Below are 17,065 nucleotides of genomic sequence, written 5' to 3'. Positions count from 1 at the left end.
ACATGAAGGGCTTCGATGCCATCGTCTTCGATCCGCCGCGCGCCGGCGCCGAGGCTCAGGCGGCGGAAATCGCCCGTTCCGGCGTGGCCCGCGCCGTGGCCGTAAGCTGTAATCCACAGACCTTTGTCCGTGACGCTAAAATCCTTGTGAACGCAGGTTTTTCGCTGGACAGGGTGACGCCGATAGATCAGTTCTTGTGGTCCGCCCACGTGGAACTGGTGGGTGTCTTCTCTCGCTAAAAATTAGCCCTTAAAGTAACAAAAGTTCTCAGAGAGTCGCGTACGTGATTTCCGTTGTTATGCCTACCCTCAACGCCGAAGACCATTTGGTGCGCACCTTGTCGTCGCTTGTGCCGGGTGTCGTAGAAGGTCTGATTCGCGAAGTCGTCATCGTTGACGGCGGATCGGACGACTCGACGCTTGAGATCGCCGACTCGACGGGCTGCAAGGTGATCCGGACAGACGCGGCGCGTGGCCTGCAACTGTGGCAGGGCTGCCGCGCAGCCAAGGGCGACTGGATCCTGATCATGCATTCGGATTCGCAGCTGGGCGATGGCTGGATGGACCAGGTCCAGAACCACATCAATGCGCACCCGACACAGGCCGGCTACTTCCATTTGAAATTCGACGACCCGTCGTGGGTAGCCTCGCTGTGGGCCGAACTGTTGACGATACGATCACGCTGGCTGGCCATGCCCAGCGGCGACCATGGCCTGCTGCTGTCGCGCGCACTCTATGACTGTGTCGGTGGCTATAAGGACCAGGCAGCGTTCGAAGATGTCGCCCTGGCCATGGCGCTTGGCCGGGCGCGGTTGCGGCCTATGGCGACATCGTTGACCACCAATGCCCGTCGGTTCAAGGCGCGTGGATGGGCGGTCGGCCTCCTGACCCGGAGCGCGCGGTTCATGCTGTATCTGCTGGGGGTTCCGCCCAAGCCGCCGATGGTCAAGCGAGCGGCATAGGTAAGAAATATTTACCACGTAAGGCACAGAAACGCCGCCGCGCAGCGCCTTCCGTGCCTCCCTTTACTCAGCTTTCAACAAGCGCCTATTTATCCGCCGATGCGTCAATGATCCGCGCGTCGTTTGCCGCCATGGTCAAGGTCTTGGTCGGCTGCCCCATCAACTGGCGATAGATCCAGTAGTTGGCCGCGACCTCTTCGACATATTGCCGGGTCTGCGCCACCGGGATCGACTCGAGAAATAACAACGAATCGGCATCCGGCCCCAGGCTGTCGACCGCATCCTTAACCGGGCGTGGGCCAGCATTATAGGCCGCAAGCGTCCTCAGCAGGTCACCATCCACCATCTTGGCGTCGAACAGGCGCTGGATGTACCTTTGGCCGACACGCAGATTGACCTCCGGCGTCAGAAGCTGCTTCGGCTTGGCGGTAAAGCTGGCATCGTTCTCGACCAGTGCCGCCGTTGCCGGCATCAGTTGCAGCAAGCCATAGGCTCCCGAATAGGAATAGGCCTTGGGGTTAAACTTGCTTTCCTTGCGCGCCAGGGCAAACACCAGCGCCTTGGGCACCGTGTAACCGCCTGTGGGTGCGAAATCGGGGATCGGATACAGTGAGGCATCGAACAGCTTGTCGGTGCGCTTTAGCTGGCTGACCGGAATCTGAGTGTGACTGGACAGGGCCAGCCACCGGTCGCGTTCCTCGGCGCTGGTGGCTGTCTGCACCGCGGCCTGAAGTTCATCCTGGGCGTCACCGACCCGGCCGACCTGGATCAGGGCATTCATCCGCTGCGCCTTGGGGTGCGACGCCGTCCAGCCGAAGTCACCATCCAGCGCGGCGACCATGGCCGTGCGCGACTGACCGGCAAAGGTCGGCAATTCACCCTTTTTCGACAAGGCCACAGCCGGAGTCACGCCCAAACGCTGCTCGGCCACCAAGCCATAGAACGTGAACGGGAAGCTGGCCGCAACCTTGAAATAGCCTTCGGCCTCGTCCTTCTTGCCCACCTTCAGCGCAGCGCGGCCGGCCCAGTAGGCGCCGCCGGACTGGCTCCACGCATTCTGGCTCGGGTCGCTGGCGACGAACTTGAAAGCCGCCATGGCCGGCTCGTACCGGCCCAGTCGCCAGTTGGCCAAACCGACGACCCAGTGATCGCCGATCTGCTTGCCCAGTTTGACAGCCTGTTCGAGCTGACCATTGTTATAGGCCGACCGCGCCGACTTGGGCGTCAGGTCTTCGCCGGTCGGGGCGCCGGGATTGTAGTTGGCTTGCGGTGCAGCGTTCAACGAACCCGTCGCGTTCAGCCGGACCGCCGTGCCTGCGTTGGTCGCAACGTCCCCGGCCGGGACTGCGCCCATCAGTGACGGGAAGGCCGGATCGGGCGCACCGTCGGGCTTTTTACGTTTGGCCAGGCCCCAGACGCGCATCGCCATGGGCTGGTCGCCATAATCGCCCAGCCACGCCATCAATTCGTCGTAGGTCGAGGTATATTTGCGATGAAACAGCTTGTTGAACCGGGCATAGCCCATCAGCCGCTGGTCCTTGACCTGAGCCAGCTTTTCGTCAGCGCCGGCGAAATCGCCAGCTTCGATCATTTGGAACGCCGCCTGATAGAGCTGCGCATCCCACGCGGCCAAGGGCAGGCTTTGGGCGACGGCCTGTTTCGGCGCCTGGGCCTGGCCAGCGACCAGGGCGTAGGGCAGGGGCGTGGTGTTGAAGGCGACCGTCTCGTCCGCGGCCGGCGTCGCAGCCTCGGCGGCTGTCAGGGGCGCAGGGTCTTGTGCGGCAAAATCCGGCTTCAGGAAATCCTGCGCCATCACCGGTGCGGCCATTGCAGCCGAAGCGAGGGCCATGAAGGCGGCGCCGGCCAGAAGACGAAGCAGGGTTTGGCGGTTGGACGTCAAAACAACACCTGAAGGCGGCGACCGATTGGCCGAAAGGACGGGAGACTAATGAAACTTTTATGCCTGGGCAACCCATTGCACATCGTCTGGGTAACAATGTGATAGGAGCGGTGAGGCTGCAAGCCACAATCCCGGCGGGTTGAGTCACTTTCTTTTGACTCGACTTTATAGCCCGGCGTTCACCTTCAACTGCAGCAGATCGCGCCAGAACAGCCCCTTGGCCAGCGGTTGCCTCAGCAGGAAGTTCGGCGGATAGCTGGCCATCGACGGGACATTGGGCTCGCCGTGGTAGCCAACGACTCGGCCGCGCAATTCGCTCAACCGTTGATCCAGGTTCAAAACCACCGACACAGCACCGGCCCCCAGCAGCAAAATCGCCTTGGGCGACGCCAAACGGATCAGGGCATGCATGAACGGCGCCGTTAGCGAAACATCCTCATCGGTCAGGGGGCGTCCGCCAGCGGGTCGCCAGAAGACACACGGTGTCAGCAAGGTTCGCTCCACGACGCCAGCCGCCTGCAAAGCCTTGTCGATCAACGCCCCCGGCTTGCCGGCAAAGGCCTGGCCTGACGCATCTTCCTCAGCGTCGGGACATTCGCCCACCACGATCAGATCCGGATCCGCTGTCCCGCGGAATTTGACCAGCTGAGTCGCACCTTCGTGGCGCAGCGGCATATGCTGAAACGCTTCCAGTTCGGCATAGAGCTCATCCAGCGACCGAGCTGACCCTGCGCGCTGCTTTGCCTCGTGCAAGACCGCACCGGTATCAAGCCCGGCAAGGTTTTGCGGCTTCAGCGCGTTCAGCGACCCGCCTTGCGGCGCCGAAGCCACAGGGGTCACACGAATTTGCGTGACTGACGCAGCGGCACGCGGATTTGGTGATTTATTTTCGCTCAGAGTCCGATTAAGAGGCGCATTCGCGTAGGACTCTTCCAACTCATGGTCGATGAGAAAGCCGAGATAGCTCTCTATCTCCTTTGCCAGATCGTCGGACGGAAACATGGGGGGCCTTCAAAAACGCAAAGTCTGTCATAGCGGGCCGCGCGGCGAAGTTCAAACAAAACGGTAAGCCCCTCACGGGGACCACCCGTCGGGAGATAGAACAGATTATGGTCGATATGCCGGTTGAACGCGAGGCGATGGAATATGATGTGGTCATCGTCGGTGGCGGTCCCGCCGGGTTGTCCGCGGCGATCCGACTGAAGCAGCAGGCCAGCAAGGCCGGCATCGAGGTCACCGTCGCCGTGCTGGAAAAAGGCTCGGAGATCGGCGCCCATATCCTGTCCGGCGCTGTGTTCGACACCTCGGGGCTGTCGAAGTTGTTTCCCAACTGGAAGGACCTCGGCGCGCCGCTCGATACCAAAGTCAGCGAAGACAAGTTCATCTATCTCGGCCCCCAGGGCGCACTCGACATCTCGTGGCTGCCCATGCCGGGCTATATGAGCAACCATGGCTGCTATGTTGGTTCGCTGGGCAACCTGACGCGCTGGCTGGCTGAACAGGCGGAAGCCCTGGGCGTTGAGGTTTATCCCGGCATGGCCTGTTCCGAAGTCCTTTATGACGACGAAGGCGGCGTCAAAGGCGTGGTCGCCGGTGTTGCCGGCATTGGCCGCGATGGCCATCATAAGCCCGACTATGTCCCTGGCATGGATTTGCTGGCCAAATATACCTTCTTCGCCGAAGGGGCGCGCGGCTCGCTGTCCCAGCAGGTCATCCGCAAGTTCGACCTGGACGCCCAGGCCGACGTGCAGAAATACGGTCTCGGCATCAAGGAACTGTGGAAGGTCCAGCTGTCGAAGTTCAAGCCGGGCCTGGTCCAGCACACCCTGGGCTGGCCGCTGGATGAAAAGACCGGCGGCGGTTCCTTCATGTACCATTTCGGCGACCATTATGTTTCGATCGGGTTCGTGGTCCACCTGAACTACCAGAACCCTTACCTGTCGCCCTATGACGAATTCCAGCGCTTCAAGCACCACCCGATCATCGCCGAGGTGCTGGAAGGCGGGCAACGCGTCGCCTATGGCGCCCGCGCCATCAACGAAGGCGGCTACCAGTCGGTGCCGAAACTGGTCTTCCCGGGCGGCGCCCTGATCGGCTGTTCGGCAGGATTCGTCAATGTGCCGCGCATCAAGGGTTCGCACAACGCCATCAAGAGCGGCATCCTGGCGGCCGATGCGGCGGTCAAGGCCCTGGCTTCGGGCGCTCCCGCGAGGACCCTGGACGGGTATCAGACCGCCTATGATCATTCCGATATCAAGCGTGAGCTGAAGCTGGTCCGCAACGTCAAGCCGATCCTCAGCCGTCTGGGCACGACCCTGGGTACCATCGTCGGCGGCGTCGAGATGTTCGCCACCAGCCTGCTGGGCGGGTTCAGCCTGTTCACCGGGGCGGGCACCTTGAAACACGGCAAGTCGGACGCGCAATCGATCAAGCCGGCGGCCGAATTCAAGCCCATCAAATACCCGAAGCCCGACGGCGTCCTGTCGTTCGACAAGCTGTCCTCGGTGTTTATCTCCTCGACCAACCATGAGGAGGACCAGCCCGTCCATCTGGTGCTGAAGGACCCGCATATCCCGATCGACATCAACCTGGCCAAGTATGCCGAACCGGCGCAACGGTACTGCCCGGCCGGGGTCTATGAGATTGTCGGCCAGGACGTTGGCAAGCCGCGTCTACAGATCAACGCTCAGAACTGCGTGCATTGTAAGACCTGCGATATCAAGGACCCGACGGGCAATATCGTCTGGACCACACCCGAAGGCGCCGGCGGCCCGAACTATCCGAATATGTAAGGGCGGTTTGCGCTAAGTCCCGATATTCGCGTTGACGTTGTTACGAAGATTCGACATGACTCGAGCAGGCTGATGTGAAGCCTTTCGAGGGGATTTATTCAAATGGCGAGTTTTAGCGGCGGCCCGAACGGCGACACTTTTGACGGTGGCGCGGACAATGACACGGCTTCGGGCAATGGCGGCAATGACACCCTGAACGGCAACAATGGCGCCGATCTGCTGGGTGGTGGGACAGGAGATGACCTGCTCCTGTCGGCGGTGCCTTTGGGCGATGACACGGCAAATCCTGTCCTCGACGCAGGCAATCAGGCCGATACCCTGAACGGCGGCGACGGTAATGACACTCTGTCGGCTGGATTTGGCGATAGCGTCGACGGTGGCGAAGGCTACGACAACCTCTACCTCAGCTTCCAGGGCGCCTCGGCCGGCGTCACCTTCGACATGACCCTGACCAGCCAGGTGGTCGGCGGTGCCATGATCCAGAACGTCGAGAGCGCGGCCCGAATCGACGGCAGTAACTTCGGCGACACCTTGACCGACGCCGGGAGCCCGTATGGCACGTTCGGCCGGGTCTATGGCATGGGCGGCAACGACATCCTGAAGGCTGGATACTACACCTGGATACTGTCCGGTGGCGATGGCAACGATCTGGTTGACGGGCGAGGATCGCAATATCTGTATCGGGTCGAAGGCGGCGCAGGCAACGACACCCTGTATAACGACGGGATTTCCCAAATCGACGGCGGTGACGGCGATGACCTGATGTACGCCCACGGCCAGGTGAATGGTGGCGCCGGCAACGATACCATTCAGATGATCTACACTTACTACTTCGGGGCAGCTTATGGCGACGAAGGCAATGACAGCATAACCGCGGCCGAAGGTCTGTCGTCCAGTTTGCTGGGCAATGACGGCAACGACACCCTCACCGGCAGCGGCGGCACCGACATGCTGACGGGCGGCGCCGGCAATGACCGTCTCACGGGCGGAGGTGAGTATCCCCCCGGCACGACCGGCGATATTGCCGTGTACAGCGGCGCCAGCAGTGACTACCAGGTGGTCCGCGACGCGGAGGCGCACCTCGTTATAGTGGTCGACCTGCGCCCCGACTCGCCGGATGGAGCCGACACCCTGGATGACATCGAAGCCCTGACGTTTTCGAATGCTACCTACCTGATCGACGTCCTCCTGGAAAGCACGGGTCTCGGCGGCCTTAATTTCACGGGCGGAACTGGTAACGATGTCTTTGCCGGCAGCGAAGCCGGCAATACGGCAACGGGCAAGGGCGGCGACGACACGCTCGGTGGCAATGGCGGCGAAGATTTCCTCCAGGGCGATGGTGGCGCCGACGTGCTAAACGGCGGGACAGGTTATGACAGCCTCTTTGCGACTGGCTCACTGGGCGACTATCAGGCGCCTTACCTCAACGACAGCTATGTCGCGCCCGAACTTGATCGCGGCCTTGAGGTCGACACACTGAATGGTGGCGACGGCGGGGACGTTTTGTCGGCAGGTTACGGCGATAACGTCGATGGTGGCGATGGTTCCGACAGTCTGTATATCAGCTTCCAGGGCGCTTCGGCCGGCGTGACCTTCTCCAGCGGGCTGACTCAGGTGATTGGCGGCGGCACGATTCAAAACGTCGAAGGCGCCGCCTGGATCGAGGGCAGCGAATACGCCGACACCATCTCCGACAGCGGATATTCCTACGGAGGGTTCGCTGCCGCGTTCGGCATGGGCGGCGACGACAGCCTCGTTGCGGGCTATTACACGGGTAGTTTGTTCGGCAATGACGGCAATGACTTTCTCGACGGGCGCAACTCCCAGTATCTTCAGGTCCTTAGCGGCGGCGACGGCAATGACACCCTGTATTGCAGTGGTAACAGCTTCGGTAATGCCCACGGAGGTGATGGCGACGACCTGGTCTATGCCTACCGGCTTACCTACGGCGGCGCCGGTAATGATACGATTCTGTTACAAGGGGGATACTCTTCCGACGCTATGTATGGCGGCGACGGCAATGACGATATCCAGGCGTCGCAGTGGTCGGGGGCGTCATTTTTTGGTGATGCCGGCGCCGACACCCTGACCGGAAACAACAGTGACGATGTACTGAGTGGCGGTGCCGGAAACGATGTTCTGACCGGTGGCGACAATCTGTCCGGTACGACCGGGGACACCGCCGTGTTCAGCGGCGTAAGCGGCGACTACCTTTTCGTCGAAAATTCCGAGACCGGTTTTATTACTGTTACGGACCTGCGCCCGGACGCGCCTGACGGCGTGGACACGATCGATCGCACGATTGAGGCGCTGCAGTTCTCCAACGGTGTTTTCCTTCTTGATGTCATCTTGTCGGGCGGCAGCCTGGTCACCGACTTTGTCGGAGGTGACGGCGACGATACCTTTATCGGCAGCGAGGCCAATAATACGGCTCAGGGCCGAACCGGAAACGACACCTTCCGGGGCAATGGGGGTAATGACAGTCTGCAAGGCGATGCTGGGGCCGATCTCCTGAACGGCGGTTCGGGCTTTGACTGGCTCTATTCAGCCGGTGCCTCGGGTAGCTATCGCGTTCCGGACTACAACTTCTCGGCTATAACGCCGGAACTGGATCGAGTTACCGACGTCGACTCGCTGAGCGGCGGCGCCGGCGCGGACTTTTTGTCGGCGGGTTACGGCGACAATGTCGACGGCGGGGATGGCGAAGACTATTTGTTCATCAGCTTCCAGGGCGCGACGTCTGGCGTGACCTTCAACATGAACCTGAGCAGTCAGGTTGTGGGCGGCGGAACGATTCAAAATGTCGAAGGCGCCACCTGGCTCGAAGGCAGTGACTTCGACGACGCTATCACCGATGGTGGCAGCGCCTACAATGCCTACAGCGCCGTTTTTGGCATGGCTGGCAATGACACGCTGGTCGGCAGCTATTTTACCGCGGGCATGTCCGGCGGCAACGGTGACGACCGGATTGACGTGACCAATTCGTCCTATCTCAGCAAGGTATATGGCGACGTCGGCAACGATACGATCTACGCCAGCCAGGCGTTTGTCGATGGCGGTGACGGCGATGACCTCCTCGTTGCGCGCGGTCAGGTTTCGGCTGGCGCCGGAAACGACACGGTCAGCCTGGATTACGACTTTGTCGGCTATTGGGGCGCTCAGGCGGTTCATGGAGATGACGGCAACGACCTGATCGACGGCGGTGGGCAAGCCCGGTCTTCGCTTTTCGGCGATGCCGGGAATGATACTTTGCGTGGCACCAATGGCGACGATCTGCTGACCGGCGGAGCGGGGAATGACAACCTGACCGGCAATCTGTCCTCCTACACCGGATCCGGTGATGTTGCCGTCTACAGCGGTTCCAGCACCGACTACCAGATCTCCTGGGATGCCGGCACGCAGACTGCGACGATTGTCGATTTGCGCCCGGATTCGCCGGATGGCACCGATACGCTTCAGGGCGTCGAAGCTTTGCAGTTCGCCAACGGCACCTTCCTGATCGAGGTTGTGCTTGCGGGGGGCGGGCTTGTCCTGAATTTCGCCGGCGAAGACAGCGACGATATCTTTGCCGGCAGCGAAGCCGCCAACACAGCCGTTGGCAAAGCCGGTGACGACACCTTTAGCGGCAACGGTGGGAACGACACCCTTCAGGGCGACGCCGGCGCTGACGTCCTGAATGGCGGGACGGGCGACGACTACCTGTATGCTTCCGAGCCGCTCGGGGGCTATAGCCTGCCATACACCGAAACCTACCAGTCGCCTCTTCTCGACCGCGGCAGCGATGTCGATGGCATGAGCGGTGGCGCGGGTAACGACACCATTTCAGCTGGTTACGGCGATTATGTCGATGGCGGCGACGGCACCGACAGCCTGTTCATCAGCTTCCTGGGCGCTTCGGCGGGGGTGACCTTTGACATGACCCTGACCAGCCAGATGGTCGGCGGAAGTGTCATCCAGAACGTTGAAAACGCAAGCTGGATCGAAGGCAGCAACTATGACGACGCGATCACCGATTACGGTTACGGTACATCAGGCGTGATCTTCGGCATGGGGGGAAATGACAGTCTGGTGGCCGGCTACGGTACGTACGCGCTGTTCGGTGGCGACGGTAACGATGTCGTTGACGCGCGCAATGCCTACTATCTGTGGCGCGCCGAAGGCGGCACCGGCGATGACACGATCTATTCGCGCGGTCAGGTATCGGGCGGCGCGGGCAACGACACGGTGGTCGTGAGTTACAGTTTTTACGGGGTCATGTCCATCCATGGCGACGAAGGCAACGATGTCATCGATGGTTCGCAGCAATGGGGCTCGCTCCTTTTCGGCGATTCCGGCAACGACCTCATCATCGGCAATAATGGCAACGATACGCTCGAAGGCGGAACGGGCGTCGACACGGTCAGCTATGCCGGCGCGTATGGCGCCGTCATGGTGTCCCTGACCTCAGGCGAGGCGAATGGCGCGGGATGGGATAGCCTGAGCGGCTTTGAAAAGGTGATCGGTTCGATCTATTCCGATAATCTCGTTGGTGACACCGGCAAAAACACGCTTAACGGCGCGGGCGGTAGTGACATGCTGGACGGCGGCGCGGGGGGCGACCGGTTGCTCGGCGGTTTGGGTGACGATACCTACTATATCGATGACGTGACGGATAGTGTGGGGGAAAATCACCTGGAAGGCACGGACACGATCATTTCGTCAGTCAGCTATTCGTTGTGGGGCCGGGCGGTCGAAATCCTGACCCTGACCGGGACGGGCAACCTTACCGCCACAGGCAATTCACTGGATAACGTCATCACTGGAAATGTCGGCAACAACACCCTGGACGGTGCGGCCGGAAACGACGTGCTGGATGGCGGTGCCGGTGATGACCGTATGCTGGGCGGCCTGGGCAACGACACCTACTATGTCGACAATGCCGGCGACAGCGTCGGCGAAAATCACCTGGAAGGCACGGACACGATCATCTCTTCGGTGAGCTATTCGCTGGTCGGGCGGGCGGTTGAGATCCTCACCCTGACGGGCGAAGGAAACCTCAATGCGACCGGCAACTCGCTGAACAACACGCTTAATGGCACCGGCGGCAACAATGGGTTGGACGGCGGCACCGGCGCCGATACGATGGTGGGCGGTCTGGGCGACGACACCTACTATGTCGACTATGCCGGTGACCGTGTCCACGAACTGCACTTCGAAGGGACCGATACGGTCTTCAGTTCGGTGAGCTATTCCTTGTTCGGGCGCGCGGTCGAAGTCATGACCCTGACCGGATCGGCCCATATCAATGCAACGGGTAATTCGCTGAACAATACGCTGACCGGCAACAGCGGCAACAACCGGCTGGACGGCGGGGTCGGCAACGATACCCTGGCCGGCGGCCTGGGGGAGGATGTCTTCGTGTTTATGAGCGGCACCTGGAAAGATACGGTGACGGATTTCAACGCCGCCCAGAACGACACGATCGACATCCACGCCATTACCAACGGTACGGCGAACAGCGCCATGGTTACTCAGGTGGGCACTGATGTCGTGATCAATCTCGGTGGTGGCAATACCGTCACCGTGCTGGGGGCGGCCCAGGCCGACGTTCTCAGTCATATCGTCTGGTAAAGAAGACCTGCCCCCGGCTGTCATGCCGGGGGCGCTTCATGCCGCCGGGTAGATGCCGTGCAATACGGAATCGAAATGATCCCAGTTGTGAAGCGTACAGCGACAGGATAGCGACTTCAGGGCCGGCAAATCCCGTATGTCAGGAAGCCGCGCCGTATTTCGATGATGGCCTGGTCGCGCAGGTTGCGCAGGACGCGGCCGACAAAGGTTCGTCCCACACCCAGCATTTCGGCCAGCCATACGGGACTCCGTTTGACAGGTCCGTTCCAGGCCCGCCAGGGTCAGCTCGGCCGTCCTTTGCTGGATGGTATGGAGCGCGTTGCAGGCCGAGGTCTGGAACCGTTGCGTCATAAGGCAGTCGGCATAGAGAACCTGTCGCATGTTCCACGTCAGGTTTGACACCGTCCCGAAAGGTACGAAACTAAATTGGGGGCAGAGTCATTAACCAGATACACCTTGGATCCGACCACGTATCTCGGCGCGTCACTCCGCCGTTGTCCGTACCAAACGCCGCCCTCTCACGTTTGCATCACGTTCCCGGCGAATGGCTTTTCTATTAAGAATTTTGCCGGTATAAGTTTCCGGTAAGTTCTGAGGGCTGGTCATTTTTCTCATTTCGGATGCCTGTAACGTGAAACTGAGTTCGGTTCGTTTGCCCTCCTGTGCCGTCCTGACGGCTGCCCTTGTCCTGGGTTCGTTTGCCTCCGCCGCCGATGCGCGCCCCATCTTCGCCGATGCCCGCCGTCAGTTGGGCGGGGAGGTGAGTCCCTATGCCCATTTCCTCGTTGCCCGTTACGCCATGGCCCAGGGCGATATCGGCACCGCCGCCGTCGCCATGAACGCGGCCGCCACCGGCGATCCCGACAATATCGAACTGCGGGAAAACGCCTTCCTGGTCGGCATCCTCAACGGCCATATCGATCAGGCGACTCTGTTGTCCGCAAAGGTCGTGCCGACCTCCGACACCAGCCGCTTCATGGTGCCGATGCTGGGCGCCGTCACGGCGGTCAAGGCCGGCAAGGCGCCGGCCGCACAGAAAAGCATCGACGCGGCCCTGGCGGTCAACAGCGGCGGCCGGGCCGCCGTCCTGTTGAAACCCTACATCCAGGCGCTGAACGGCAACTGGAAGGGCGCGGTCGACGCTTCGGGCGATACGGCGCTGGGCGATGGTGATCGCGACAAGCTGCTGATCATGCTGGTTCAGGCCGAACGCGCCCGCATTCACGAACTGCGCGGCCGCACTAAGGATGCCGAAGCCGTGTACACGTCGTTGTATCAGCCCGGCGCAGCGGCCTTCCTGTTCGGCCCGGACTATGCCGGCTTCCTGGAACGCCGCGGCCGTAAAGCCGAGGCCCGCGCCGTCTGGGCCGAGGTCGTCGCCCAGTCAAACGACGCTACAGCGCTGGCAGCGCTCCAGCGCATCGACGGCCCCAACTACGTCAAACCCGCCCTGCCGGATCTGAAGCAGAGCATGGCCCAGGCCCTGTTCCTGGCCGCCACCATCTCGTTCAGCGAGCGCGACTCGGAAATGGCCCTGGCCACCCTGCGGCTGTCGCTGCATCTCGACCCGGCGCCGGAACGCAGCCGCATCCTGCTGGGGCAGATCCATCTGGAACTGCGTGACCCGGGCGCGGCCGAAGCGGCCTGGGCCAGCGTCCCGGTCAACTCCGTCTACGCCAACGAAGCCATCCTGCGCCGGATCTGGAACCTGCGCGCGCGCGATCAGTCCGAGGCGGCTCTCACCCTGGCGGATCAGGCCCTGGCGCGCGACCCGAACCACCTTGGTCTGGTCATGGAAAAGGCCAGCCTGCTGAATGAACGTCATGACGATGCCGGTGCACTGGCCCTGATCGACGCCCGTATCGCCCGCGTCGGCAGCGACGACTTCACCTGGCAGACCTGGTTCCTGCAGGCCATGCTTTATGACGGTGTCGACCGGTGGGACAAGGCCGAGGAGGCCATCAACAAGGCGCGCACCCTGAATGGAACGCGGCCGGAAATCCTCAACTTCCTGGGCTACGGCTGGATCAACCGCGGCGGCAATATCCAGGAGGGCATGGAACTGGTCCGGCAGGCCCTGGCGCTCAATCCGAAGTCCGGTGCCATGCTCGATTCGCTCGGCTGGGGCTATTACAAGCTGGGTCAATATGACCAGGCCCTCGTCTATATCGAACAGGCCGTCCAACTGGCGCCGTCCGACGCCGAAATCAACGAGCATCTCGGCGACGTCTATCTGGCGCTGGGCCGCGATGTCGAAGCCACCTATGAGTGGCAGCGCGTCCTGACCCTGGGTGCCAACGACAAGCAGACGGCGTCCGTGAAGAAGAAGCTGGACGCCCAGGCGGCGGTCGTGGCAGCGGCGGACAAGTCGGTCAAGGTTACGGCGCTCAATGAGACGGCCACCCCGTCCCAGCAATGACGGCGTCTCGCCTGGCCCCGGCCAAGGTCAATCTGTACCTGCACGTGGCGGCGCCGGACGCGCGCCGCTATCACCCGCTGCAAAGCCTGGTCATGTTCGCCGATATCGGTGATGAGCTCAGGCTGACGACAGGCAAGGGCCTGACCATTGACGGCCCATTTTCGGCTGGCCTGAGCACAGGCGACGACAATCTGATCCTGAAGGCGGTCCGCCGCTTCGAAGCGGCCGCCGGAATCAAGATTGATACGGGATTGCACCTGGTCAAGAGCCTGCCAGTCGCCTCAGGGCTGGGCGGCGGCAGCGCTGATGCCGGGGCGGCCCTCCACCTGCTGCGCGCGGCCTTCGCGCCGGACATGTCCGATACGGACCTCGAAGCCGTAGCCGCCGGAATCGGTGCCGATGGCGTGATGTGCCTGTGGAATAGATCTTCTTTTGCTGAAGGTTATGGCGAAATCCTGACACCAGTTGTCATGCCGGAACTGCCGTGCGTGCTGATCAATCCGAGGGTCGAATGCGCCACGGCGGCGGTCTATAACGGTTTCGACCACCTGGCGCGGTTTGACGACATAGAGGCAAGGGCGTTGTATGACGGCAGCGGCGATGTGGTAGACGCCCTGCGCAACACTCGCAACGACCTGGAGCCGGCGGCGATTCGGTTGCAGCCCGTCATCGCCGATGTCCTGACCAGCCTGGACGCCCAGCCACAGACTCTTCTGGCGCGGATGTCGGGATCGGGCGCCACTTGTTTCGCCCTGTGCGCCACGCCGCAAGCCGCCGAGCGCCTAAGCCACCGGATGCAGGCTCTTTGGCCGGCTGCCTGGGTTCAGGCGTGCACCCTGCGCTGAGGCCGCCGGGCGCTTCGACCGCATGGCCATCTCAACCTTGACCTCCGGATCATTGAGGAACTTGCGGTACGCGACCGAATCCATCGGATAGAGGGCAATCTTGCCCTGACCATTGTAGTGGGCGCCGAAGCCGTAGGATTTGGTCAACGGCGAAGCCCGCATGCACGGATGGCTCTTGGAGAAAAAGGCAGTGCGGTGGCGATCGCGGTCTTCGGCGGCAATACCGTTGCGGCGGCAGAAGACTTCGAAGTTGAAGCTGTCGAGATCGTACTCATAGGGGTGCTCGCCCAGCAGGTCGAAATGCAGCCGGGCCAGCGACGGCTCGGCGTCTTTCAAGGGCGGAACAACACCTTGAGTCGCCTTGGTGTCATCGGCGACGATGATGAAGGTATTCGTGATTCTCATGGCACTGACCCCTGTATTTGCTGAGGTTTTTTACGCGCAACGACGCCGGACGGCGGCTATAGAACACCCGGCGTCAATAAAAATACCATAGGAATCACGCGATGGCGAATAGGCCTTTTCGCCGCAGGACCAGGCACAGGATCACGGTCGGAATCGCAAACACCGCGGTGCTGAGAAAGAAGGTCGAATAGGCGTTGAACAGGCCCAGATGCGGCGTCAGCATATCGACCGCCATGCCGGTAAACCCTTTCAGGATCTTTCCGGTCAGGGCGGCTACGCTGTACATCAGGGCGTAGTGGGTGAGGGTGTGCTCGCGCCCGGTCATCCGCGTCATGAAGGCTACCCACGCCGTCTCGGCGATCCCGTTGGAAAAATTGTCGGCAACCAGAGTGAAGGCAAACACCCCCAGATTCCCGTTGGCCACAGCCATCCACGAAAAGCAGATATTGGACACCGGGCCGATCACGGCGCCCAGGATAAAGGCGCGCTGCAATCCGAACACCAGCAGACAGGCGCCGCCGGCGGCGATGCCGATCAGGGACGCCCACAACCCGACTCCGGCGCGCATGGCGGCGATGGCGTCCGGATCGATGCCGGTGTCGGCATACATGGTCCCGGCCATATTGGTCAGGTAGTCCGGCAAACGGTACAACGCCAGGGTCAGCAGAATCAGCCCGCCCGTCCCCTTATGTGCGTTGAAGAAGCTGACGAACGGATCGATCACCAGTTCCCGGAAGGTGCGCGCCTGGGCCGTGATCTGTGCTTCGATCTCGGTCCGCCGCGCAAACAGGGTGGCCGCGATCCCGATCACCAACAGACAGGCGATAGCGGCATAGGACACGGGCCAGCCAACCCGCTTCGACAGAACTAGGATGATCGAATCGGTGATGAGGATGCCGGCGCGCCAGCCATAGGCCCAGAAGGCGGGGTTCAGCGCCTGGTCGGCCTCGTTTTGCGTCTGCTCGACCCGCCAGGCATCGACGGCGATCTCCTGCGATGCCGCCGAAAAAGCCAGAAAGATCATCGCGGTAATGAACACCCACAGGTGCTGCGGTCCAATCACGGCCATCAGCACCAGACCGGCCGCCACGCCCAATTGGCTCAGCAGCATATAGCTGCGCCTCTGACCCAGCCACTCGTACAGGACGGGGATCCTGGCCTTGTCCATCCATGGTGCCCATAGGAATTTCAGCCCGTAAACGATGCTGACCCAGCCAACAAAACCTATTACCGTCAATGAGATGCCATGGCTTCTTAGCCAGAAGCTCAAGGTCCCGCCCATCAACAGTACGGGGAGGGCGCACGAAAACCCCAACCCCAGCAGGGTCCAGGTCGTCGGTCGCCTCAGGGCCTCGCTGACGTGGCTCAGGCGTGTCTTCAGGCTGGGTTGGACATCGGCGTCGGTCATGATCGCCATCAAAGCCGGATTCTCCTTTTGCGGACAGCAAATTTACCGGGTTTTTGGCTTGCGGCCCAAGAGGCGTCCCTCTATGTTCGCGCCACATTTTCAGGCGATTTCAACACCATGGTCGAGACCACAAAAGAGCCCCTGTCTTTCCAGGATCTGATCCTGACCCTGCACCACTACTGGTCCGAACAGGGCTGCGTCATCCTTCAACCCTATGATGTCGAGGTTGGTGCGGGGACCCTGCATCCCGCCACCGTCTTGCGGGCCTTGGGTCGCAAGCCGTGGAACTGCGCCTATGTTCAGCCGTCGCGCCGTCCGGTCGATGGCCGCTATGCCGAAAACCCCAACCGTTTACAGCACTATTACCAGTACCAGGTGATCCTGAAACCCAATCCGGAAAACCTTCAGGACCTCTATCTCGGCTCGCTGAAGGCGATTGGCCTGGATGTGAATCTGCACGACATCCGCTTCGTCGAGGACGACTGGGAAAACCCTACGGTCGGGGCCTGGGGCCTGGGCTGGGAAGTCTGGTGCGACGGCATGGAGGTGACGCAATACACCTATTTCCAGGGCGTTGGCGGCATCGAAGTCGACGTCGTGTCGGGCGAACTGACCTACGGCCTGGAACGCCTTTGCATGTACTTACAGAATGTCGACAATGTCTACGATCTGAAATTCAACAAGGCTGGCGTGACCTACGGCGACGTCTTCCGCGAGCAGGAACG

The 17,065-nt window shown here is 61.4% G+C and carries 10 protein-coding genes and 1 pseudogene; 7 read left to right on the top strand and 4 right to left on the bottom strand.

Features of this window, described 5'->3' with window-relative positions; translation table 11 throughout:
* Both ABI_RS18435 and ABI_RS18430 read left to right on the top strand, forming a co-directional pair.
* Window positions 1–239: pseudogene (locus ABI_RS18435) on the top strand (class I SAM-dependent RNA methyltransferase); the annotation flags it as partial.
* A 44-nt stretch (window positions 240–283) separates the two neighbouring features.
* Window positions 284–961, top strand: a complete 678-nt coding sequence (locus ABI_RS18430) for a glycosyltransferase (RefSeq protein ID WP_157138989.1) — start codon at window positions 284–286, stop codon at window positions 959–961.
* 85 nt (window positions 962–1,046) lie between these two features.
* Here ABI_RS18430 and ABI_RS18425 read toward each other — a convergent pair whose 3' ends face one another.
* A complete protein-coding gene (locus tag ABI_RS18425) occupies window positions 1,047–2,861 on the bottom strand; it encodes a lytic transglycosylase domain-containing protein (RefSeq protein ID WP_006274567.1) in 1,815 nt (604 codons plus the stop codon).
* Window positions 2,862–3,026: 165 nt separating this feature from the next.
* Window positions 3,027–3,863, bottom strand: a complete 837-nt coding sequence (locus ABI_RS18420; RefSeq protein WP_006274566.1) for a uracil-DNA glycosylase — start codon at window positions 3,861–3,863, stop codon at window positions 3,027–3,029.
* 107 nt (window positions 3,864–3,970) lie between these two features.
* Between ABI_RS18420 and ABI_RS18415 the strand changes: the two genes are divergently transcribed.
* The 4 genes from ABI_RS18415 (at window position 3,971) to ABI_RS18400 (ending at window position 14,527) form a co-directional block, all read left to right on the top strand.
* A complete protein-coding gene (locus ABI_RS18415) occupies window positions 3,971–5,653 on the top strand; it encodes an electron transfer flavoprotein-ubiquinone oxidoreductase (protein WP_006274565.1) in 1,683 nt (560 codons plus the stop codon).
* A 102-nt stretch (window positions 5,654–5,755) separates the two neighbouring features.
* Window positions 5,756–11,263 (top strand): calcium-binding protein, encoded by a 5,508-nt coding sequence (locus tag ABI_RS25370; protein WP_006274564.1) that lies wholly within the window; start codon window positions 5,756–5,758, stop codon window positions 11,261–11,263.
* Window positions 11,264–11,894: 631 nt separating this feature from the next.
* Window positions 11,895–13,682, top strand: coding sequence for a tetratricopeptide repeat protein (locus ABI_RS18405; RefSeq protein ID WP_006274563.1), 1,788 nt, complete (start codon window positions 11,895–11,897; stop codon window positions 13,680–13,682).
* Window positions 13,679–14,527, top strand: coding sequence for a 4-(cytidine 5'-diphospho)-2-C-methyl-D-erythritol kinase (locus ABI_RS18400; RefSeq protein WP_006274562.1), 849 nt, complete (start codon window positions 13,679–13,681; stop codon window positions 14,525–14,527). The genes ABI_RS18405 and ABI_RS18400 overlap by 4 nt, the downstream gene beginning before the upstream one ends.
* Here ABI_RS18400 and ABI_RS18395 read toward each other — a convergent pair.
* Both ABI_RS18395 and ABI_RS18390 read right to left on the bottom strand, forming a co-directional pair.
* Complete coding sequence (locus ABI_RS18395) at window positions 14,465–14,932, bottom strand: DUF6157 family protein (RefSeq protein WP_050808349.1); 468 nt, start codon at window positions 14,930–14,932, stop codon at window positions 14,465–14,467. The two genes, ABI_RS18400 and ABI_RS18395, sit on opposite strands and share 63 nt — an antisense overlap.
* Before the next feature lie 94 nt (window positions 14,933–15,026).
* Window positions 15,027–16,349 (bottom strand): AmpG family muropeptide MFS transporter, encoded by a 1,323-nt coding sequence (locus ABI_RS18390; protein ID WP_006274561.1) that lies wholly within the window; start codon window positions 16,347–16,349, stop codon window positions 15,027–15,029.
* 108 nt (window positions 16,350–16,457) lie between these two features.
* Here ABI_RS18390 and ABI_RS18385 point away from each other — a divergent pair.
* The coding region (locus tag ABI_RS18385) for a glycine--tRNA ligase subunit alpha (protein ID WP_040309722.1) at window positions 16,458–17,065 on the top strand (608 nt) is incomplete at its 3' end.

This window comes from Asticcacaulis biprosthecium C19 (assembly GCF_000204015.1).
Lineage (GTDB): Bacteria > Pseudomonadota > Alphaproteobacteria > Caulobacterales > Caulobacteraceae > Asticcacaulis > Asticcacaulis biprosthecius.
Note: the sequence above shows the minus strand (reverse complement) of the source record. Positions and strands in the feature narration are given on the sequence as shown.